Source organism: Streptomyces sp. NPDC052721, assembly GCF_040678315.1.
Lineage (GTDB): Bacteria > Actinomycetota > Actinomycetes > Streptomycetales > Streptomycetaceae > Streptomyces.
The window spans coordinates 1-21,098 of sequence record NZ_JBFATL010000044.1 but is presented as its reverse complement, the minus strand read 5'-3'; the positions used below and the strand labels follow the sequence as shown (position 1 = coordinate 21,098).

Below are 21,098 nucleotides of genomic sequence, written 5' to 3'. Positions count from 1 at the left end.
ACCTGATGCTTCCCGATGCCGAGAAGGCGCATCCGCGACTGGCCGCGCTCGGCCGCTCCACGCGGTCGGTCGCCGACTACTACGCGGACGTCGCGAACGATCCCGTCGTGGCGCCGGGCGACCCGGTCTCCCGCCGCCTGCTCGCCCGGGCAGCGGGAAGCATGGTTCAGCAGGTGTTCGGGCCCGGCTGCGGCGACCTGGGCGAGCGACTTCGCGACCGGGCCGCCGCGGCTGTGGCCGCGCCGCGGACCGTGGTCTCCCTGGCAGAGCACCACGCGTCCATCACCCACCCGGAGACCACCACCGTCGTCGCCGGCGAGGTGCTGTATGCGCTTGCCTCGGGTGCCGACACGGTGCTGAGCTTCGCCGGCGGGACGGTGCCGCTGGACAACGAACTGTTCCCGCGCGGTGCCATGGTGGGCTGGCACAAAGTCCCGTTCCTGCCGCGGAAGTTCCGCAGACTCTCGCCCGTGGCCTGCCCCCGCATGGACACGTCTCTCTTCCGTGACGGCCTGCGCGCGGCGTACAAGGACGGCCACCTCGACGCGGAGACGTACGACGAGGTCGGCGCGTGGTGGGCCGGCACGGAACCGGAGATCGAGGCGGCCGGCGCGTACTGGCAGCAGATCTCGGTCCTCAACCTCCGGACCTTCGAGCGGATGTTCCCCTCATGGTCGCTGAGCTACGTCATGCTCCCCGTGGAGCTGCTCACCCGGGATCTGCTTCTCGCCTGCCTGGACGATGCCCCGGACAGCTGGGTGCTCCGGCACCTCTTCGACGCCCGGCTGCGGATGACGCTCCTGAAGGCCCTCGACGGAGTGCGCACCTTCTGGGACTCGGATTCGGGCAAGGGAACCTTCCTGTTCTGGGCCGCGGACGACTCCGGCCGGCTCGCACCGGTCGGCCTGGACGGCGGCGACCTCGTCACCGCCGACGGGACCGTGCGGGTGCCGATCGCACCCGGGCCGCTCCGGGAGGCTATGGCGGCGGGCACACTGATCCCGGCCTCTTCCTGCGTGTTCCTCCTCCTGGCGTTCCAGACCGGTCTGCGTAACTTCGGCGGTCTGCTCCAGTACGACTATCTGGCCGAGGCGCGGCAGCGTCTGACGCGGGCCACCGCCCTGGACCTGACCGACGCGGAACGGCGCACGATCGTGGACTCCCCCGACTCCTTCTACGTCAACTTCGAGGAGAAGGACGCCCTTTCCGGCGGGCTCGCCAGGATCGCCCGGCCCATCGGCGAGGCCGACCTGCACACCGTCGGCACCGAACCCATGGGCCGGAGCATCGGCGGCTGCCTCTCCTGGGTGGACAGCCTCTACAACTAAGGACCTTTCCATGTGCGGCATAGCAGGCGCCGTCTATTTCTCCGACTCCGCCCGCCCACACGACGGTGCGGACGACGTTCTTCGGTCCATGGTGCGCAGCATTCGGCACCGCGGACCGGACAGCAGCGGATTCCATAGGGACGGAACCGTGATGTTCGGTGTGTCGCGGCTCGCCGTCAATGGCCTGGCGGACGGCGACCAGCCCTTCACGCACGGACCGACCGGCGTCACCATCGTCTGTAATGGGGAGCTCTACGACTTCCGGGATCAGCGCGCCCATCTCGAACGGGCCGGGCACGTGATCCGGAGCGGCTCGGACGTCGAGGTCCTGCTGCATCTCTACCTCGAGTACGGCCTCGACTTCGTCCACCGGATCGACGCCGAGTTCGCGTGCGCGATCCACGACCCGCGCACCCGGCAGGTCCATCTGATCCGCGACCGCATGGGCGTGCGCCCGCTGTATTACTACCAGGACGGCGCCAAACTGGTCTTCGGGTCCGAGATCAAAGCGATCTTCGAGCACCCCGGAGTACCGCGGGCGCTCGACCACGACACGATGCTGTGCAATCTGATGCGGCTCGACCTGCTGGAGCGCAGCACGTTCCAGGACATCCGCATCGTCCGGCCCGGCACCCTCCTGACGATCGGTCTCGACGGCCGGACCAGACAGACCAGGTACTGGGACTTCGCCGATCTCGTCCTGTCGGCCGAGCCGTCGCACGACACCTTCGAGGAGGCCGTGGAGCGAACCTCGGACCTGCTCCGGGCGGCGGTCCGGCGCCGGCTGGACGCCGACGTGCCCGTCGGGGCATTTCTCTCCGGCGGGCTGGACTCTTCCCTCGTCACCGCGCTCATGAGCGAACACGGCACGGTCAGCACGTTCTCCATCGAGTTCGAGGGCGCGCACTACGACGAGGGGGCGTACTCCCGCCGCGTGGCCGAGTGGTTCGGGACCGACCACCACCGCCTGCCTGTGAGCGTCGCCGAACAGTGCGCGGCGCTGCCCGAGGCTCTCTTCCACTGCGAGCACCTGGTCCAGCAGCTCGACGGAACGGCGAAACTCCTGCTCGCCCGGGAGGCCGCCGCCCACGTCAAGTGCGTCATGGTGGGGGAGGGCGCCGACGAGGTGTTCCTCGGCTACCCGAACCACCTGTCCTCGTACCAGATCAACCACCTCGGCCGCCAGGACACCTCCGGCGTCGCGCTGCGGCAAACGGCGCGGCACGGCATCGACCATGTGGTGAACGAGCACCGGGACATCGCCGGCCTGGTACGCCAGCACGGCTACTACCCCATGCAGGCTGACGCGATCCAGAGCATCCTGGGCATCGCCTGCGAGATGCTTTCCCCCGAACTCCGGGACCGGGCGCAGCGGACCGACTTCCTCGCACGCCATCTGGACGAACTGGGCCACCCGGCCGGGCTCTCCGCGATCCACCGGGAACAGGCCGCCGGGCTGCAGCTGACCATGCCCGTCTATCTCTTCGAATTCCTGGGAGGCAAGCTGGAGATGGCGGCGTCGCTGGAAGGGCGACTGCCGTTCCTCGACCGAGACCTCGTGCAGTACGCCGTGTCCCTGCCCGCGGAGTTTCACCTGAGAGGCGGAGTCGAGAAGTCACTGCTGCGTGCCTGCGCGCGGCCGCTCCTTCCGCCCAGCATCAGCGAGCGGCCCAAACACGGCTTCTCCTCTCCCATCGCGGAGGGGTTCTTCGGAAAGGACCGCGTCGAGTACTTCGAGCACTACACCTCGAAGGAACACTGTGCGTCCGCCGGACTCTTCGACGGAGTCGCCGTCGACCGTATCAAGCAGGACGTCGAAGGGATTTACTCTCTGGACGACCAGGAACGCACCATGAAGGAACGCGCCCTGCTCTTCGTCCTCTCCACCCACCTGATCGAGGACATGTTCACCAGGGGCCCCGCCCCGCGGTGCATCTCGTCCACCGCGAGCCGGGAGTAGTCACGTGGCACTGAAGAACAACACCAGATTCCGCCGTCTCGGCGTCATGTATCTGCTGCTCTACTTCGGCGAAGGTCTCGTCGCGATCTACCTGTTCAACGCGATCAGGGCCGCGGGGCTCACCACGATGAACTCGGCGCTCGTGTTCATCGCCACCTACCTTCCCAGCCTGCTGCTCTCCCGGCTCCTGGCGACGTACATGACCCGTCTCGGGAGCGCGCGCGTGCTGCGGATCTCGGCGATCTGCCGCACAGCGGCCTGCGTCGGCTTCGCACTGATCCCGCACGGCGCGTCGCTGCTCTACGCCATCGGGTTCGTCGTGGTCATCGAGGCCATGTGGTTCTTCATGATGCCCGCCGTCGACACCATCCAGGAGGCCACACTGGCCCGTGAGGATCTGTCGTCCGGCGAAAGCGTCCTCACGGTGGTCCTGCAGATCTCCTTGTTCTCCTCGCTCTTCCTGGGCGGGATCATCGCCGACCAAGTCGGTGTGGCAGCCCTTCTCCTGATCGCGGGCGCACTCCAGACCGGAATCGCCGCCCTCGCGTCCACCGGGAGCCCCGCAGGCGCCGCGCCCGCAGCCGACACCCCGGCGACGGACACGGACCGGTCGCGGGTGCGCGTACCCGTGCCGCTCTTCGTCGCCCTCTCCCTGGTGCTCGCCCTGCCCCAGCTGCTCAACATCCTCCTCCCCCTGAAGGCCTTCTCCACGTACGACGGCTCCACGACGCTGGGGATCATCGACTCCATGTACAACCTGGGGGCGCTGGTCTCCGGTCTCTGCGGGGCCTGGCTGCTCGCGAAGGTGGTCTCCCCGAGCCGTGCGGGGCTGATCGCGGTGCTCCTCGCGGTGGCCAGCGGGACGCTCTGGGTGTTCTCCGCCAGCACGCAGGTGCTGACCGACGTGCTCGCCTACTTCGTCCTGGGGCTGACGGTGTCGGTGGTGCGCATCCTGCTGCGCACCACCGTCTTCGAACTGGCGCCCACGGGTGACTCGGGCCCGTACTTCACCGCGCTGACGCGCTACTCCCTCGCAACCTCGCTCGCCGGATCCCTGCTGGTAGGCGCGGTCGGCAACCGTTACGACTGGCACATCGCCTACATCGTCCTGCCCCTGATGTGCCTGCTGAGCATCGGGCTCGTCCTGTCGCGCCGGAAGTACTTCGCGGTGCCTCCCGAGTCGGCGGAGGAGTCTAAGGTCTAGGGTCCGTCTTCAAACGGATCTCGCCCAGAGCAGGAATGACGCGAGTGTGACCGCCGCTTCGTAGGAGGTGGCGGTCTTCTCGTATCTAGTGGCGATGCCGCGGAAGCCTTTGAGCCGGTTGAAGCAGCGCTCAATCATGTTGCGTCGGCGGTAGGTCTCCCGGTCGAATCCTGGCGGTCTGCCGCCGCGGCGGCCGCGGTTGTGTCGGTGCCGTCGCTGGTCGGTCTTCTCGGGGATGACGTGCGCGATGCCACGTTTACGCAGGTAGGCGCGGAAGCCGCGGGAGCTGTAGGCCTTGTCTGCAACGACCTGGTCGGGCTTGCAGCGCGGTCGGCCCAGGCCGATGCGGGGGACGCGGATCCGTTCCAGCAGAGGGCGTGCGCGGATGCTGTCGTGCCGTTGGCCCGGTGTCAGGAGGATGGCGAGCGGGCGTCTTTTGCCGTCGTAGGCGAGGTGGATTTTGGTGGTCAGTTTTCCTCGGGATCGACCGAGGGCGTGATCGTCCGGTTCGTCCGCCCGCTGCTGCCCCCTTTTCGGCCCGTGGCGGCGGCGTGCTGGTGAGCGCGGACGATGGTGGGTCGATCTGGACCAGCCAGTCGATGTCGCCGACTGCGTCGGCCTGGGCTTGGATCTGCTGCAGGGCCCGGGTGAACACACCGTCCAGGGCGTAGCGGCGGAAGCGGGTGTACACCGTCTTCCACGGGCCGTAACGGGCCGGCAGGTCGCGCCAGGAGATCCCGGTGCGGATCTTGTAGACCATGCCGTTGATGATCTTCCGGTCCTCGACGCGAGGTCGGCCCGTCACGGCTCGCGGTATCAGTGGAGCGAGTAACTTCCACTCACGGTCGGTGAGTTCATGGTGGCGTATCACACACACCATGATCCATCACGAGATGATCTTTGAAGACGGACCCTAGTTGGGGTTGAGTCACTCGGATGTAAGGGGGGCTGCCGGCCTCCTGCAGCGCCAGTGCTTCGACGCGGTGCTGTCCGAGGAGCTGGGGGATGCTGGTGTGTCACCGACTTTCCGGGGAGCTGCCTCCACTCTGGCTGCCGCCGAACATGTTCCACGGACCGACAGCGCGGTCGGTGTCCGCCGCCTGGGCGGTACGGGTCGCTGAGAGGAGTGCGATCAGGCCGGTGGTGAGCAGCTCGGCCATGGTCAAGCCTGTCGTCAGCCGGGGCGAAGCTGCGTGCGGGGGAAGGATCTCGCCGCTGCGGCGCTGGCCGTGGCCGCGGGGGGAGGATGTTGGTGTAAGAGAGTCATTGCTGTCTTTCTGCTTGGAACGCACAGGACGCGGCGAACGTCTGTGGTAGCCGGTCAGATCAGGGGTCGAAGCCCTGCCGCCTTGGGCGTGCCGATCGAAGGCGGTGTGGGTATGGCCGTGATCTGCTCGGTTGCGGTGGTCAGCCGGCGTGGCCGGGGCCGGGCAGGTTGGCCTTGGCGCGGGCGAGTGACGCGGGGTCGGTCACGGTGCCGGTGATCCGTATCTGCTCAGAGTAGGTGAGCAGGTGGGGTTCGTCGGCTGAGCCGAAGGCTCGCACGGCGTGGGCGTCGGGTGTCTGCCACATCGCGCAGAACGTCCATGGGGTCTGCTCGAGCAGGAGCTGGGTTTCCCCCGTCGCCGGCGGCGAATGCCGGCCGGGGGGAAGGTTTCCAGGTCCGTGCATCTGCCCGAGAGGAAGGCGTTGCGCTGCTCGTGGGGCAGGTCGAGTCAGGTCTGGCGGACCGTCACAGTTCGGTGGTGGTGTGCAGGGCGGTCAGCTCACGACCGCGCCGAGGTCGAGCTCGCGCAGCAGGGCGTCGGTGGGCGCCTTGGTGCCCGCGTTGATCGCTGTGACGGCTCGGCCGAGCATGAACCGGTCGACGCTGACGCGCTCGGGGCGCTGCCCACTGGGGGTGTCGACGAGGTCGGCGACGGCGTCGGCCACCTCGCGCGGGTCGGGGGGCTGCGGGCCGGCGAAGATGGCGCCGATCTGCTGCATGAACGCGCCGGCGAGCTGGAGCACCTCGGCGTAGTCGGCCAGGCGGTTCTCGTCCGCGCCGGCGACCTGGGAGGCGGCGAGGTTGCTGGGGAACGCGCCGGGCTGGACGATCGACACGTCGATGCCGAGCGGGCGCAGCTCGTAACGGTAGGCCTGGGCGAGGGCTTCGAGGCCGGACTTGCTGGCCGAGTAGGCGCCCATGCCGGGCACCGTGAGCCGTCCGGCGCCGCTGGAGAGGAAGACCAGCAGGCCTGAGCGGCGCGGACGCAGGTGTGGCAGGACTGCGCGGGTGACGCGCTGCGGGCCGACAAGGTTGGTATCGAGGACATCGAGCAGCTGGCTGCTGGTGACGCTCTCTCCGATCCCGGTGATCGCGTACGCGGCGTTGTTGACCACGGCGTCCAGGCCGCCCGCCCGCTCGATGGCGGCGGCGACGCCCGCATCGACGGACTCGTCGTCGCGGACATCCATCTCCACCACCAGGATCCGGCCCGGCGAGCCGTCCCCCGTCTTGATCAGCGTCTCCGCTGCGGCCCGGTCCTTGCCCTGGGGTGCGCGCATGGTGGCGACCACGGTGTGACCGCGCTCGGCGAGCACCTCGGCCGTGCGCCGGCCCAGCCCGCTCGATGTGCCGGTCACGAGAACTGTCTGCGGCATTGTCGTCTCCTCGCTGCGCGACGCCGTCTTGGTAATCACCTGTTTACCGTCGAGAGTGCGCGAGTGTCAACACCTGTATACCGACTGGGTCAACGTACGTATACTGGCGGGATGGATGCCACGGAGACGACCAGCACCGCACCGGAGAGCCGCCGGGCCCGACGCGAAAGCACCCGCGCCGCGATCCTGCAAGCCGCCCGTGAGGCGTGGGTCGACCGCGCCTACGACGACATCGGCCTGCGCGACATCGCGGGCCGGGCCGGAGTCACCGCCGCCATGGTCAACCGCTACTTCGGCACCAAGGAGGGCCTGTTCCGGGAGGCGGTCGGAACGCGCGATCCCAGCCCGCCCGGCCTCGACTCCATCGACCCGGCAGAGTTCGGGCCGACCATCGCCTCACTGCTCCTCGACGGCGGCCACAAGACCAAGATGCACGGGGCGGACGACACCTACGACCCCCTGCTCATCCTGCTGCGCTCGGCCGCCAGCCACTCCGCACGGCCGGTCCTGCGCGACTACATCGAGCAGACGGTGATCCCGCCGCTCGCCGACTACTTCGGCACCGACGACCCGGCAGCCCGCGAACGCGCCGTCCTCACCCTGTCCCTGGTTCTGGGGATCAACGTGCTCGGCCGCATGCTCGAAGTCGAGCCCATCAAGACCGCCGAGGACGACCCGACTGCCGGCCCCGCGCTGAAGAACATCCTCGGCGCCATGCTCCAGGCCGCGGCGGACACCCACCCGCAAGGCGAAACCACCACCGACCCCTCACCGGACCGATCACCGAGCCGGTGACGCGCCAGCCGCAGATGGGTGTCGACGGTCCGCATCCTGCCTGTCGGTAAGAAGTTGCCCCCAAATCCCCTATCAGTGACGGAATTCAGGGCTCCTTAAACCCGGCCAGAGCCTGCTGTCGCGGCCGTTGCCCGGCGCCCCACGGCACCGCACGCCCGTGCCCAGGCTGTGGCACATCGGTTCCTCCACCCACCCTGTGCCGGTCTCGGCGGGGGGCTCAGGGCACCTGGTGGCGCCGCGGCTCATCCGTGGTACACGACGTGGCGGCCGCCGCTGACCGGCGCCGGACCACCGGCCGCCACCGGCGCACCCCCGGTAGCCGCCACACGGACAGTGAGAGACTGGGTCACCCTCGTCATCCTCGCTCGTCCGGTTGCGGGGCCGCCACGGTGGAGATGCCGCTCAGAGGCGTACCCGCTGCTCCGGTCGAACCGGAACAGGCATAGGCCCACAGCCACACGAACGAGTGATCCGCTTCTCTGCTGACCAGGAGGCATCACACCCCGTCATAGGTCCCCGCTGTTTTCGGCGCGCACACCGTTGGTACGACCCCCTGGTACGTCTGGCCGGTCGCCTGACCGGCTGCGAAACGCAGGAGAGCAACGTGAAGCTGAACGCCACAGGTGTGCTGGCCACGGTATCGGCCGCCGCCCTCGTCGCCCTGGCCCCGGCCACCGTCGCCGCCGCTCAGCCCCAGGCGCGCGCGGCCACGCCACCGGGCCTGTCGTGCGACACCGGCAAGCACGCGATCGACGAGTACACAGGCTGGGCCCTCTGCCAGAACAACGGAACCAGTACCCAGACATTCTGGGTGCACCTGGTCTGCGGCTGGTCTCCGGACGTGGACGGTGAGCACGTGACCCTGCGGCCCGGCCAGTCGGGCCAGTCGACTGCCCACTGTTCCTCGCTGGGCTCGGGCATCGGAGAGATCTCCGTCCGGCCGTAGCGGGTGAGGGCCACGCCAGGGACGCACGTCACGCGCTGCGCGCGGCCGACGGCGTCCTTCGCACCCCGGTCCGTCTCAAACAGCACGGAATCTTCCGGCCACTCTTCCCGTGGTGCTCATGTGCCGTGCCGCATCGGGTGAGCAGGCCGCATCGAGAGCATCCAGACCACCGAACACTCAGAACGGGGCAGAGGCGCACATCTGCCGTGTCCGCATTCCGCCCTTCAGCCTGTGGACGGATGAGGATTCTGCCGTTCTCCTTGCCGGGCGGGGCCGCCGCCCGCAGGATCGGTCCGCCTGTTCCGGGCGGTCACGTCCCGAAGCCCGATACTGATCCACGCGAAGGAGTAGACAGCATGCGGAAGTTCGCGGTCGCCGGCCTCATGGCCGCGGTCAGCACGGCAAGCCTCGTCACCGCCACCCCCGCCAGCGCGGCGCCCACCAGCGTCTACGTGAGCACCACAGGAAGCGATTCGGCCTCCGGCACGAAGAGCCAGCCGGTACGAACCATCGGGGAGGCGTTGAAGCGCGTCAGGAACAACACGGACCTGACCACGGTGCGGATCTTCGGGGGCACCTACCGGCCCGGGGCGAGCTTCTCGCTGGGCAAGGCGTACAAGCAGAAATCGATCACCTTCACGCGGGTGGGCGGCAGCACCGCGCCGGTGATCAAGGGGACCAACGGGGCAAGACACCTCGACTACTTCCTCAAGGTCGCAGCCGACGGTCCGCGCATCCACATGAAGCGGCTGATCATCCAGTACTACCGGACAGGCGGCGTGCTGTTGAAGAACGACCGGAACACCTTCACCGGAACTCAGTTCAGTTTCATCGGCAACGCCTACGCCGGCTCCGGAGACGGATACGCCGGGATCCACATGAACGCAGGCTCGTCGTACAACATCGTGGACAACGTCTCCTTCCTCTACCTGAAGAACGTCGCCAACGAATGCCCCGGCTGCATGCACGGCGTCTACATGGCTGAACGAAGTCACCACAACACCGTGAAGAACAGCACCTTCCAGGGCATCACCGGTGACCCTGTGCGCCTGCGGCGCAGCAGCAGCGACAACCTCATCGACCACAACCAGTTCCGCCGGTCAGGAACGAACGCCATGGTCTCGTACTGGGTGCACGCCTCGGACGGGAGCTTCGCCTGCGGCGCCCGGAACACGGTAACGAACAACACCTACAGCACCATGTCCGACGAGACGAAACCCGGCGTCATCGTCACGAGTGGCGCAGACGAAGGCATGACGTCTTGCGCCGCCGCGATCCCCACGGAGACCGGGAACACAAAGGCCTGACCCCGAAGAGCCGCGCCGCCGGACGCAAGCAGTCCGACCGCCTCCGCCGACGCCACGGTGATCCGTCTCACTCGCACACCCGCCCGGTACAAGCAGCCCGCCGCGGACTCTCCGCAGGCGCGCGAACTGGAATGAGTCAGAGTGGACAAGGCCACCTGAACGTCTGCTTTTGGATATGCAGGTAGCGAGGTGTCCATTGCGGTCGGTTTGCTGTCCCGGCGCCGCCGCCGCGTCCTGACTTTTGGTCGGTGCAGGCGGACTGGAGCGCGGTCGCGCACAAAGGGGCTGAGCAACTGGGCGGCGTGGGTGGCTGTTCGGGGGCATGCTGAACCATTTGTTTCAGTGCCAACACCCCACCGATCGGCACATATCCCTCATTGGACCCGAGGCGCTCAAGGGCTTTGGTGAACCGCTCGGTGTCCTGCCCGCGCCGGGTCGGCCGGTAGTTGCGGATCGTGTACACCAGGGCCCACTCCGGACCCGATCGCGGCCGCACACGCCACGAGGGCAGTACGAAGGCCAGTGACCAGCGCGGCCGAACCGCTGGCTTCACCCAGCGTGGCCGTGTTGATATACCTCTTTATCGAGCAGGTACGGCCCTCGCCACACTAGCCAGGACAGACCAGCCGCCATGGCCAGGGCGCCGCTCAGGGCGACCACCCAGGAACCGATCCGGCGCAGGCGCCGTATGCGGCGCGCCGCTGTCGGAGCGCAGTCGTCACACCCCTTAGGGGAAGCAGCCGCGAAATTGTGGCGGAACTCCGGGCAGCGGGTGACGATGCACCCCGGACGGAGGCCCCGAAGTCGAACACATGAGACTCGCACCTGCCCACCTTGATCCGCAGCTCAGTCACTACTTGCGGCTGGTGACACGGTTCTTCCCGACACCCCTTGTTGCAGCCCCACCGTCCGGGCCAGGCCGCCGTTCTGGCCCGGTGGAGGATCAGGGTTCAGGAACGACGGCACCGGGGACGGCGGTAGCGCCGGTTCGGTTCGGCTCTCTCATGGGCGTTGAGATGGAGCCGCGCAGCCCGGGTGAACTCCTGAACCGCTTCCTTCAGACGCCCGTGCAGTTCGTGCGGAGTGATCTCCTGCTCCGGGTCGACTCTGTCACTGTCGATGGGCCCGAATCGATAGATAGGGACCACCGCCACCTGGCGCCAGCAGCTTGAACAGAGGAGGCTTGACGGCTGAGCTGCTCGGCCAGCTCTGCGAGATGGTCAGGGCCTTCGAGCGCCACCACGGTTTCGGCGAGCGCCAGACCGTCGAGGTGGCGGCGCTCTGCGGCGTCGCTGATGTCCTGATGCCAGGCCGGTGAGAAAGAAGTATCATGAGTCCGCGCAAGCGCGGGTTGACCGAAGAAGCCCGCCACCGTCTTCTTCGATCAGGTATGCGGCATGCTGCGACTACCCTCCATCTGCTGGTAGTTGAAGGTCCAGGCCGACGGCGCCGCCCGCGGGCAGATGTCCTGCCGGGGCTTCCTGGCCGAGTTGCTGATGGCCGAGTGTGACGATCGCGGCTGCTGCCGGCCTGAACGCCGCATCCGCGCCGACGATCTTCCCGCGGGAAGAGAGCCTGTGGGGCGGGCCTTTGACTTCGACGCCAATCCCAACGTCGCCCCCGCTGGCATCAGTCCACTCGCGACTTGTGAGTGGGTCAAGAAGAGCCAGCTGCTCTGCCTGATCGGTGACTCCGGCACCGGCACGTCGCACGATCATTGCCCGCTACGGCCGCGTTGACCGGCTTTGCATCGACGAGGTCGGCTGCATGGAACTCGACTGCCGCGGCGGCGAGCTCCTCTTTCAGGTTCTGACCGAACGCGAGGAGAAGAACAGCGTCGCCATCGCCTCGAACGAATCCTTCGGCGGCTGGACGAAGACCTTCACCGACCCCCGTCTCTGCGTGGCCGTCGTCGACCGTCTCATCTTCAACGGCGCGCTCGCCGAGACCGGCGCGGAGTCCTGCCGCCTCGCCATACCAAAGTCCTGGCCGAGCAGACCGCAGTCGGCTGAATTTTGCCGAGCACTCATCAGGCCTGGGGGTCGCTGGCGTCAGCGCAAGTCCTTTTCCGGGTCGATGACCCAGTGGTTGGTCCTGAGGACTCGTCCTGCGAAGGCTGTCTCGCCCTGGGAGAGGAGGCGGAACCCGACGGAACGGCAGATGGCGTTGGAAGCTGTGTTGTTTGTTGCCGGAAAGGCATGTACCAGGCCCCAACGGTCCTGGTCTCTGGCTTGTTCCAGAAGGGTGCGGACGGCGCGTTTGCCGAGGCCCTGTCCTTGGAATTCAGGCAGAACCATCCAGCCGATCTCGGAGATCGGCCCGTCGCTGGTGTCGTGGGACCAGATAGTCACCGTCCCGGCCACTACGTCGGGGCTGATCGCGTCGGGAACGATCATCTTGAACCAGGCAAGGTCGTCTGCTGCCTGCCGGGCATCCCGGCGGACCTTGTCGGCCATCCCTTCAGGCGGGAGAGGCCCACCCAGGTCAGCCATCATCACGGGATCGCACCGCATCCGAATGTAGGCATCGACGTCGTCCGGTGAGACGTTGCGCAGCTGCACCTGCTCCTCCTCGGTTTCATCGGGGATGCTCCCACGGTCCGTGACGGTGGTCATCAATGCCTCCCTGTTTCTTCGCCGGCGCGGCCCTCAACGGCGTCTGAGTGACATCACTTCTCATCGACATCGATCATGCGACAGCTCCGTGAGTGACTCCCGAACTCATGTCAAAACGACATCCGCGATGAGTGACACAGCCACCGCCCATCTGCGCGGGCCAGGAGGAAGTCGAAGGCACGACCCACCTGTTCCAGCGTTGTGTTGTGCACGGGACGGGATCAAGGACGGCATAAGGTCTCCTGCATTGTTGGCCGCCGCGCGGATCACGACGACTTCCCAGCAGGGTCGGGCGGTCCGCCTGTGGACAGGGGCCAGAGATTTTCCCGTGCTCCACGTGACGGGGTGCTTGTCGTAGCGGCGCGGCTTCCTGGTGCGGTGCCCAGCATGGGGTTGGAGGAACAGCGTCACCAGGCCTCGGGAAGGTCAGCCACTGTTGTGCGTGCTCTTGGGGCCGGTTTCGGTGTCCTTCTGGGTGTCCTCGTTTGGAGGAGAGTGCGCGGGCTTGGGCGCCACCACGGGCGGCAGGGGGCTGGACCCGGGGATGTTGATGCGGATACGGATTCTCGGCAGGGACGGTGGCGCGCTGGACCGCCCCCCTTCCAGACACGGTCGGCACCGCTGCCTCGCCCGGCCCCGGGCCCTGGGGCGCCGGCCCGGATGGTTCTGGCCCCGCGGCAGCCGGTGGATGCCGCCCGCCATGCCGCCCTGTGGTGGCCGAGGGATCGCCCGGGGCGCACGCCGCGTGGATCGCGCTGATCCCCGGTGCCTACCCGGCCCACTTCTTCGCCGACACCGGGCTGCATCACTGCGCGGGCGGGATCGCCTGGCCCGGCCCCCCACCACCGCGACCACGACACCGCGAAAATCGCCCACGACGCCTGCTGCCCGGGTCTTCATGCCACCCATTCGGCCACCAGCCTTCGCTGGTAAGGGCTCAACCTTCACTGGTGAGCACCGGCCGGGGGAGAGCGGTGTTGCGGGCCGTATCCCGGCCGCCGGGCCCCCGCAGCCCGCTCCCGTATCCGCGCAAGTCCTCCGCCCCGCCCGCGGCCACCTCCGTCAACGGCGCGGGCGTGAACGGCGCCGACACCGAGGAACAACTCCGCGTGCGTGAGGCGGCCGAGGTCCTGCGCGGGCAGCTGGCCCGGCCTGGCGGCTACCACCGGCCCCGGGCCGCGGGAATCGCCGAACGCCTGATGGGCGTCCGGCTCGGCGCCGCCCAGGAGGAGGCCCTGGGCGTGTGGGGCGAGGTGTACGGCATGACGTCGGGCACTTTGCACGGCGGCGTCGCCGACCCGGCCCGTGCCGCGGCCCTCTACCGCAAGCTCCTGGCCGCCGCCCGGGAGTTGCTGGTGCCGCTGCCCGGCCGCGCCGCACGGGTCCTTGAGCTGGCCGCCCTGAAGGAGCCGGGCGAGGCGCAGGCGCGGGAGCGGCTGGGCGGACCCGCGCGCCACCGCGTTCTTCTTCCGTTCCGGCCCGGCCGCCACCTGGCACCCGCTCCTTGACGAGCACGCCCCGCACCTGCTCGCGGCCGACGAGGAAGCCGGCGCCTGGCCGGCCGCCCCGTTCCTCGAGCACCTCGCCACGCATCCCCCGCCACTGCCCGGCCGTGGCTGGCCGGCCGACCATGCCGTCCAGATCGCCACGGCCGGCCCGTTGGTGCTGGGCGCGCTGCTGCGCCTGGCCGACGCCGGCGCCCTCGCCCCCGCCGGTATCCGGCGGCTGCTCCCGCACGTCACCGCCCGGCCCCCCGCCGGGATGCCGGCCGAGGAGGCGAGCCTTAAGCGCCGGCTCGTGGCCGGCTGGGCGGGCAACCTCCCGGTGCCCGCGCGCGACGGGGACTGGCTCCTGGTCGTCGAGGCACTGCTGAAGGACACCGTCGACCTCGGGCACGCCGGCTACCTGGCCTACCACGCCGCGTGCCGGCGCGCGCACGCCGGCCGCGAGCCGCTCCCCGAGCTGACCGAGGTCCTGCGGCGGGAGTGGGCCGCCCGCCTGCCGACCACGACGTCATCGGCCTGCTGCGGGAGCTGGTGCTCACTGTCCATGCAGGCGGCGGGCCGTTCCGCTGGGCCCGCCCGGCCCGCAACGCCCTGGCGGGCCTGCTGCGCCGACTTCCTGCCGCCGCGCGCCCGTGCCACTTATTGCCGCCGCCCCGCCACTCTCGGTCCTCGGCTGCGCCGATGCCCTGCCTCCCGCCCTGGCCATGCCACGCCTCTCCGCTCTCCCGCCGCGCCGCGACGCCGCCCGCGCGCCAGCCCGGGCCGCGCCTTGCCCCCTGTGCGACCCGGCCGCAGCCGTCCTAGACGAGGAGGACGGGCACGGTTGACATCCAAAACTCTGTCAGAATTTTTTGCCGATAGGTCTGTTCCTCGGGGCCGGGTAGTGAACGACACCTAGTCAAGGAGCACAGATGGATATCGAACGCCTTTTCGGAACCCTCTCCCGAATTATCCCAGAGGAGGTGCAACCCGCCCCGGAGGGCGATCACCACGTAGTGAGGCTGAGGGGGAACGGCCGCCCCCTGCCGGGAAGCGCGGACATGACGGTGTCGAACCTTGTGGACATAATGGACGTCGGCAACGACGCTGTACTTCTGAAGTCGTTGGATGACGGGGTCGAGCGGATCCCGCAGCCGTCACTCAGCGCCGCAGCAGCGGCTATGCGTACCTTCCACGAGTACGAAGAACGAAAGGTCCTCTTTCGCGATCTGGAACTCGCCCTGCACATCCGTACAGCCGCGTGCCATCAGGCCGTTGAGCCGCGCGTGATGGATGTGCTCACGCTGAAGTCGCTCGCATTGCCGGTAAGCGACCGTTGGCGGGAGGCGGTGTCCACCGCCCTTGTCGGTGGCTGGGTTGATCCCCTGGAACGAAACGGGCGGCTGCCTGTGAGCGCGCTCGGTACCCTGCGGGCGGAAGCGCGCGCTATCCACCGTCAGCTGGTGCCGGTGTGGCGACGGCGTACGCGGCACGGCCGAGTGCTGTCCCTGGATGCCCCCCTCGGGGGCGGACTGTCGATGTACGACCTGGTCGCCGCCGATGTCGACCTGCTGCACCGGGTGGCAGGCGGGATCTACGAGGACGAACGGCTCAACGCCGTCCTCCGAGGGCTCGACCCGGCCGAGCGACAGGTGGTGTTCGCATACGCCGCGGCCGACGGGACAACGTGGACAGAGGCCGCGACCGCGGCAGGCGCCGCCGAGCCGGACGCCTTCGGCGAACGGGTCCGCCGCAAAGCCAAACGCCTGGCCGCCGAACAGCGCCGCCGCTCCGAACTGGCCGTCCGCGATTCGTGACCAGGGTATGCCCGCAAAGGTCTTCAAGATCTATTGCCGGTGGGCCCGCTCTCCGGGACCGAGAGGTGAACAACCAGCGCATCAGAGCTCGTCACCTCCGAGGCTCTCAGCTCAAAGCGGCGAGCAGGACCTCCCGAAGGGACATCCGTGACCACTATGTACCCCGGCAGCCACCAGGGCCAGCCCGCTCCCCAGTTGCCGATCCTGGCCACCTCAATCGACGACTTCCTCGCTGAGGCCGAGCACGAACTCCGCTGCCGCCGACGCGAGGTCCGTGCCCTGCGCCAGCGTGCCCGGCGGCAGCGCCGCCGCGAACTCAGCCCCTTGATGCGGGCCGCCTGCTTCGTCGGCAAGGCGTCGCCGGTGACCCTCTCCGTCGTCGGGGCCGTCGCCTTCCTCGTCGGCACGATCCTGCTGATCCTCGGCAACTTCGACGCCGCCAACGACACCTTCGCGCTCTCGGCCGCCGCGTGGGGGGCCACCACGGCCGTCTGCGCCCCACACGGTTCCTGCCGCAACCCACCGCTCGGCGGCCCGCATGCTGCCGTCGTCACTGCCGACTCCTGCTGGCGACGCGCGAACGAATGGCCGCAGCCGTACCCGTCAACGGATGGTGATCCCGTTTCGACAGCAAGTGCAGGAAAAACTTGCGCGCACGGTGATTCTCATAAATGACCAGTCACGAGAGTTCTGCGGGGGCGGCAGAACGGGGTCCTTCCGCTGCTGGGCCGCGTGGTGAGCCAGCGTCCGCAGGGCCACGTCCAGGCGGGCAGCGCCTGCCGGTTCGGCGGCCGCCGCCAGCTGGACCTCTGCTGCGGAGGCTTCCGACACGATGGCGATCTTCTCGCCGGGCTTGCGGCGGCGGCGCTGCAGCGTCCTGCGCAGGCCGAGGGCGCCAGTGATGGCGGCGGCCAGCAGTGCACCGGCGCCGAGCACGATGCGCAGGCTCAGCGGACTGCTGCTGACCGGAGCCGTCAGGGCGGGGCGGTAGTAGAGCCGGATGCTTCCAATGAAGGCACTGACACTGACGGAAAGGCGGCAGGAGACGAGGCGCCGGGCGGGCCGCGCGGCGGGCCGTGACGCCACCGGCACCGCCCGGAGCATTCGGCCACCGCGATCACGCGCGCGGCGGTACCGTGGCCCCGCTCCGGCCACCGCACCCGGTGTCCGGGCCCAGGGGAGGGGCGGGGGCTCTTGTTCGAACACACAGTCACGGCGGGGACGACGGACGGGTGGCGCAGGCCGGTGAGGGCCCGGGGCAGGTGGCGCATCGCGGGGATCCTGGCCGCCGCCTTCCTGGTGCTGGGCGCCGGCCCGCCGGCCGCACCCGCGGCGCAGGCGGATGCGCCCCCGTCGCAGGCAGCGCCCGGCTCCTGGCAGCGCCCGGTTCCGGGCGCCGCCTCCGCGCGGCTGGAGACCGACCCCAAGGGCGGCGTCACCGTGCAGGACTGCGACGGATCCGCCGGCACCGCCCCCGCCACGCGCCGCTTCGACGCGACCGGCACGGCCCTGCCGGGCGCGCCCGCAGGCGCGTTGGCCATGTGCGTCGGCACGGTCACCGGCTCCGGCCTGACGGTCGGCATCCGGCCCCGCCCGCATCCGGACAACCGGGACCCGTCGACCGTCGTGGCCTACCGCGGCGCGGACCTCCTGTGGTCCCGTCCGATCACCTCCACCTGCAACAACGCGCCCCTGGGCGTGTGGAAGCTGATGAACGGCGCCGACGGCAACGTGTACGGGACCGCGAGCGCGTACACTCCCTGCGGCCCCCAGAACGCCGTGTTCGGGATCTCGGCCACAACCGGCGCGCTCCTCTTCATCAATCGCTCGGCGACCGCGTACGAACTGGTCGGCACGCACCGGCGCGGACTGGTGGCGACCTACGGCGACGACAGCGAAGGGGTCCGCTTCCTGGACTACCGAGGCCACGAATACGCGCGCGTCAAGGTGGTCGGCTCGGCCAAGGAGATGGCCCAGCGGCTCGCGGTCAACCCGGACGGCCACGTCTTCGCGTACCTGACCGACCGCACCGGCACCACGACCCGTCCGGACTGCGCCGCGTACTACGCCGTCAACCGCATCGAGGTCTTCAACACCTCGGGCCGCACCGGCCGTTACACCTTCCCCTACTGCACCGTGGCGAACGTCAACGAGTGGTCCGCGGCGTCCTGGGGCATGCCCGTCCTCCTCAGCGGCTCCCGCACGGACGTGCCCGACCCGGACCGCGTCATGGCCTTCGACACCAAGGCCCACAGGCTCTTCTCACGCACCGTCCTGGAGCGCGGCGAGGACCGGTCCTACGGCGCGCTGAGCGTCCACGCCGACAGCCGCGGGCGAATCCTGCTCCCCTCCAACATGGTGTACGACGGCTACACGCGCGTGAGCCTGCACGTGGACGTGCTCAGCCACAGCACTGGTGCGCTGCTCGACTCCTTCGACAGCGGCGACCTCGACGGCGCCCTCGGCCAGCACACCAACGTGTACGGATTCGCCGAGGACCGGGTGTACTTCATCAAATCGGTCTGCGCCGACCAGGCCTGCACGACGTGGCGGCGGACGCTCTTCTCCCTCGGGCACACCGGCGTCGGCATGGACGAGCCCCGGGCCACACTCCTGAAGTCCGCCCGGGCGCTGCCCGCGCCGGTGCGGATGGCGGCGCTCGGCGACTCGTACTCCTCGGGCGAGGGCAACCCGCCCTTCGACGCCGGGTCCGGGACATGCCACCGCACCGCGCAAGCGTGGCCACGCCTGGTGGGGGCGGAAGACCCGGGCGTGCACCTGGTCGGGCACTTCGCCTGCTCGGGGGCGAAGGCCTCGGCGTTCACGGAGTCCTTCAAAGGTGAGCCCGCCCAGGTGACGAAGCAGTTGAATGGCCTCTCACCGGCGCCGGGGCTGGTGACCCTCACCATCGGGGGCAACGACGTCGGCTTCTCGCGGATCCTGACACACTGCTTCGTCTCCGACTGCGTCGCCGACCGCACCATCGCCCACGCCGAGTCGTACGTCGCCGGGCCGCTGCCGGGGCTGCTGCGCAGCTCGTACGCCCTGGTGCGGTCGACCGTCCCGCGCACCTCGCGGGTGCTGGTCGTGGGCTACCCCCGGCTCTTCCCCGACAAGCAGGAGGAGACCACGCGCTGCGGCTGGCTCACCCCGGCCGAACGCACCGGCCTCAACCGCCTGGCGGCCAAGCTCGACGCCGCGAGCCGCACGGCGGCCGGCACCGCCAAGGTGTCGTACCTGTCGGTGAACGGGGTCCTGGACGGCCACGAGCTGTGCTCCACGGAACCGTGGGTGTACGACGTGGGCCGCAATGGTGGCGACAACCGGGGGCACCCGCTCCCGGACGGCCAGCGGGCCATCGCGAAGGCCGTGCGCGGGGCGATCGCCGCCGGCTGACATCCCCTGGTACGGGGCGCTGTCCAGGCGGTGGCCGCCCGCCAACCGCACCGGAACGGTCCTGACCATCACGTTTCACCCGCAACTGCCGCCGCGCGCCGCCGTGCTGTTGGGCCCCACCCCCCTTGGCGGCGTCGTCCCGGCCGCCCTCAGCAGTCCGGCCGCCACCACCTGCGCCACCTGCCGTCCGGCCCCTCCCCGCATCGGCCCGTCGCCGGTCAGATCCATCGGGAACTGCCATTCCCCTCGGCCGCGCCGCCGCTTGGACGCCCGCGACGCGGTGTCTGTCTGGAACCCTCCGGCCGGCAGCCGGTCCGGCGCCGTTCACCCGTCCCTGCGTCCGCGCGGCCGCCGTGGCGTCCGATGCTTCCCCGCCCGGGCGGGCACCGCACGGCAGGGGAGCGGGCCGGGCCTGCCGGGTGCCGGACCCCCGACCGGTCACTGGCCGCAGCGCTCCTCAGCTCAGCCGTTCAGCCTCGACCGCTATCGCGCCGGCTCTGCCGCGCATCGGTGGCGCGTCGTTGCCGATCAGCTCCCGGCACCGGTATAGGCGTTGATCCGCTGGTAATCATGGTCGAGCAGTGCGGCCAGTTACGGGCCCGCCCACAGGGTCAACGTGAGGGCGATCTCGCGTGGTCCACCTCGTGACCGGGGCGGAGGTATCCCAGGTACGGCACGGCGAGGCGGGTGAGCCGTTCCCGCTCCGTCCCGGCGGGCCTCTCCGGGCGTGGGGTGAGGTCGTCGACGACGACCGACAGGATCTCGATCCCGGTGGGGCCGACGGGGTGCGCGTGCTGCTGGGTACCGGTGGCCTGGTCGCCCCCCCCGGGGCATGAAGGTCAAGCGCAGCAACCCTCTCCTGAACCCACACCGATCATCCTCGCCATCGACGACCTCAAGACGCAGCCCCAACCGACACGGCTCGCCCGCACAAGCCGTGAAGGAGTTCAACTCCTCCAAGAGCACCAGGACATCTTCATCGACGAGCTCTGGCTCGACCACGACCTCGGCGAGGATGACAGCATCATGCCGATGGTGACCCTCCTGGACGAGGCAGCCTTTCAAGGAAACCCGTTCCAGATCGGCACTGTCTACGTGCACAACGCCAACCCCATCGGCGCCGAGACTGTTGTGCGCTCTCTTTCTCATTGCAAGTACCGAGTTCGAAGAGCCGTCACCCAATGAGCAGCCAGCTAGTTGAGCACCTTGAGATGTTCCACAGCCGGGCGCAGTCGAGTCGAAACCGTGCTCGGCCAGCCAGCGAATCGCCGGCAGACTTCGCAACAACCACCACGCATGGATCAGCCGAGGCCGACTCGGCGCCGTGGCCGGCAACGACGTGTCGGTGCTCCTCCTGTCCGAGCGTCAAGGCGGCGAGGCCGAACAGGACGTCAACCTGGCACGCATCGGACCCCCAGCCCTGACAGCCATCTGCCCTGTCTGCTGCGGCCTCCGGCAGCCCGTCACCGGCGCCCCTCAGCGCGCCGCCGTACCGACTTGTCAGCCGAGCCGGCCCGGCTTGTAGCAGGCCATACCCGCCATCGACACGCGCCCCGAGCCCCTGCCCCTCACCCTCACGACCGGGGTCTGGCCAATCCGGCCC

At 69.2% G+C, this 21,098-nt stretch carries 17 protein-coding genes and 2 pseudogenes; 12 read left to right on the top strand and 7 right to left on the bottom strand.

What is annotated here, in order from left to right; all coding sequences use genetic code 11:
- Nucleotides 1-5 precede the first annotated feature (5 nt).
- From AB0L21_RS32020 to AB0L21_RS32010, 3 genes are read left to right on the top strand one after another with little or no spacing between them, the layout of a single operon-like run.
- Nucleotides 6-1,328: a hypothetical protein gene (locus AB0L21_RS32020; RefSeq protein ID WP_365787961.1), complete on the top strand. Its 1,323-nt coding sequence runs from the start codon at nucleotides 6-8 to the stop codon at nucleotides 1,326-1,328.
- A gap of 10 nt (nucleotides 1,329-1,338) precedes the next feature.
- On the top strand, nucleotides 1,339-3,288 hold the full coding sequence (gene asnB / locus AB0L21_RS32015) for an asparagine synthase (glutamine-hydrolyzing) (protein ID WP_365787960.1): 1,950 nt from the start codon (nucleotides 1,339-1,341) through the stop codon (nucleotides 3,286-3,288).
- Nucleotides 3,289-3,292: 4 nt separating this feature from the next.
- Entirely contained in the window at nucleotides 3,293-4,492 is a 1,200-nt protein-coding gene (locus AB0L21_RS32010; RefSeq protein ID WP_365705562.1) for an MFS transporter, read from the top strand.
- A gap of 9 nt (nucleotides 4,493-4,501) precedes the next feature.
- Here AB0L21_RS32010 and AB0L21_RS32005 read toward each other — a convergent pair.
- The 4 genes and pseudogenes from AB0L21_RS32005 to AB0L21_RS31990 all read right to left on the bottom strand — a co-directional run bounded on the left by AB0L21_RS32005 (nucleotide 4,502) and on the right by AB0L21_RS31990 (nucleotide 7,135).
- Nucleotides 4,502-5,360 (bottom strand): annotated as a pseudogene (locus AB0L21_RS32005) (IS5 family transposase).
- A 148-nt stretch (nucleotides 5,361-5,508) separates the two neighbouring features.
- A complete protein-coding gene (locus AB0L21_RS32000) occupies nucleotides 5,509-5,652 on the bottom strand; it encodes a hypothetical protein (protein ID WP_365787959.1) in 144 nt (47 codons plus the stop codon).
- A 247-nt stretch (nucleotides 5,653-5,899) separates the two neighbouring features.
- Nucleotides 5,900-6,064, bottom strand: coding sequence for a hypothetical protein (locus AB0L21_RS31995; RefSeq protein WP_365787958.1), 165 nt, complete (start codon nucleotides 6,062-6,064; stop codon nucleotides 5,900-5,902).
- A gap of 189 nt (nucleotides 6,065-6,253) precedes the next feature.
- Nucleotides 6,254-7,135: an SDR family oxidoreductase gene (locus AB0L21_RS31990; protein WP_365787957.1), complete on the bottom strand. Its 882-nt coding sequence runs from the start codon at nucleotides 7,133-7,135 to the stop codon at nucleotides 6,254-6,256.
- 111 nt (nucleotides 7,136-7,246) lie between these two features.
- Here AB0L21_RS31990 and AB0L21_RS31985 point away from each other — a divergent pair, with 111 nt between their 5' ends.
- The 5 genes and pseudogenes from AB0L21_RS31985 to AB0L21_RS31965 form a co-directional block, all read left to right on the top strand.
- The gene (locus tag AB0L21_RS31985; RefSeq protein WP_365787956.1) at nucleotides 7,247-7,930 is read left to right on the top strand and encodes a TetR family transcriptional regulator; all 684 of its coding nucleotides are present in this window, start codon (nucleotides 7,247-7,249) and stop codon (nucleotides 7,928-7,930) included.
- Between the two features lie 661 nt (nucleotides 7,931-8,591).
- Nucleotides 8,592-8,876, top strand: coding sequence for a hypothetical protein (locus AB0L21_RS31980; protein ID WP_365705578.1), 285 nt, complete (start codon nucleotides 8,592-8,594; stop codon nucleotides 8,874-8,876).
- Nucleotides 8,877-9,259: 383 nt separating this feature from the next.
- Entirely contained in the window at nucleotides 9,260-10,183 is a 924-nt protein-coding gene (locus AB0L21_RS31975) for a right-handed parallel beta-helix repeat-containing protein (protein WP_365787955.1), read from the top strand.
- 1,183 nt (nucleotides 10,184-11,366) lie between these two features.
- Entirely contained in the window at nucleotides 11,367-11,501 is a 135-nt protein-coding gene (locus AB0L21_RS31970) for a hypothetical protein (protein ID WP_365787954.1), read from the top strand.
- A gap of 9 nt (nucleotides 11,502-11,510) precedes the next feature.
- Nucleotides 11,511-12,169 (top strand): annotated as a pseudogene (locus AB0L21_RS31965) (ATP-binding protein); the annotation flags it as partial.
- A 65-nt stretch (nucleotides 12,170-12,234) separates the two neighbouring features.
- Here AB0L21_RS31965 and AB0L21_RS31960 read toward each other — a convergent pair.
- Nucleotides 12,235-12,744: a GNAT family N-acetyltransferase gene (locus tag AB0L21_RS31960; protein ID WP_365787987.1), complete on the bottom strand. Its 510-nt coding sequence runs from the start codon at nucleotides 12,742-12,744 to the stop codon at nucleotides 12,235-12,237.
- Between the two features lie 1,004 nt (nucleotides 12,745-13,748).
- Between AB0L21_RS31960 and AB0L21_RS31955 the strand changes: the two genes are divergently transcribed.
- Both AB0L21_RS31955 and AB0L21_RS31950 read left to right on the top strand, forming a co-directional pair.
- Nucleotides 13,749-14,306 carry a hypothetical protein gene (locus tag AB0L21_RS31955; RefSeq protein ID WP_365787952.1) on the top strand — a complete coding sequence of 186 codons (558 nt, stop codon included), beginning with the start codon at nucleotides 13,749-13,751 and terminating at the stop codon, nucleotides 14,304-14,306.
- 908 nt (nucleotides 14,307-15,214) lie between these two features.
- Nucleotides 15,215-16,099 carry a hypothetical protein gene (locus AB0L21_RS31950; RefSeq protein ID WP_365787951.1) on the top strand — a complete coding sequence of 295 codons (885 nt, stop codon included), beginning with the start codon at nucleotides 15,215-15,217 and terminating at the stop codon, nucleotides 16,097-16,099.
- Nucleotides 16,100-16,312: 213 nt separating this feature from the next.
- Here AB0L21_RS31950 and AB0L21_RS31945 read toward each other — a convergent pair whose 3' ends face one another.
- Entirely contained in the window at nucleotides 16,313-16,639 is a 327-nt protein-coding gene (locus AB0L21_RS31945; protein WP_365787949.1) for a hypothetical protein, read from the bottom strand.
- A gap of 63 nt (nucleotides 16,640-16,702) precedes the next feature.
- Nucleotides 16,703-17,203, bottom strand: a complete 501-nt coding sequence (locus tag AB0L21_RS31940) for a hypothetical protein (RefSeq protein ID WP_365787947.1) — start codon at nucleotides 17,201-17,203, stop codon at nucleotides 16,703-16,705.
- A gap of 90 nt (nucleotides 17,204-17,293) precedes the next feature.
- On the opposite strand from AB0L21_RS31940, the gene AB0L21_RS31935 reads away from it, so the two are divergent.
- Both AB0L21_RS31935 and AB0L21_RS31930 read left to right on the top strand, forming a co-directional pair.
- Complete coding sequence (locus tag AB0L21_RS31935) at nucleotides 17,294-19,495, top strand: SGNH/GDSL hydrolase family protein (protein WP_365787945.1); 2,202 nt, start codon at nucleotides 17,294-17,296, stop codon at nucleotides 19,493-19,495.
- Nucleotides 19,496-20,302: 807 nt separating this feature from the next.
- Nucleotides 20,303-20,680 (top strand): cyclic-phosphate processing receiver domain-containing protein, encoded by a 378-nt coding sequence (locus AB0L21_RS31930; protein WP_365787943.1) that lies wholly within the window; start codon nucleotides 20,303-20,305, stop codon nucleotides 20,678-20,680.
- The last annotated feature ends 418 nt before the right edge of the window (nucleotides 20,681-21,098 follow it).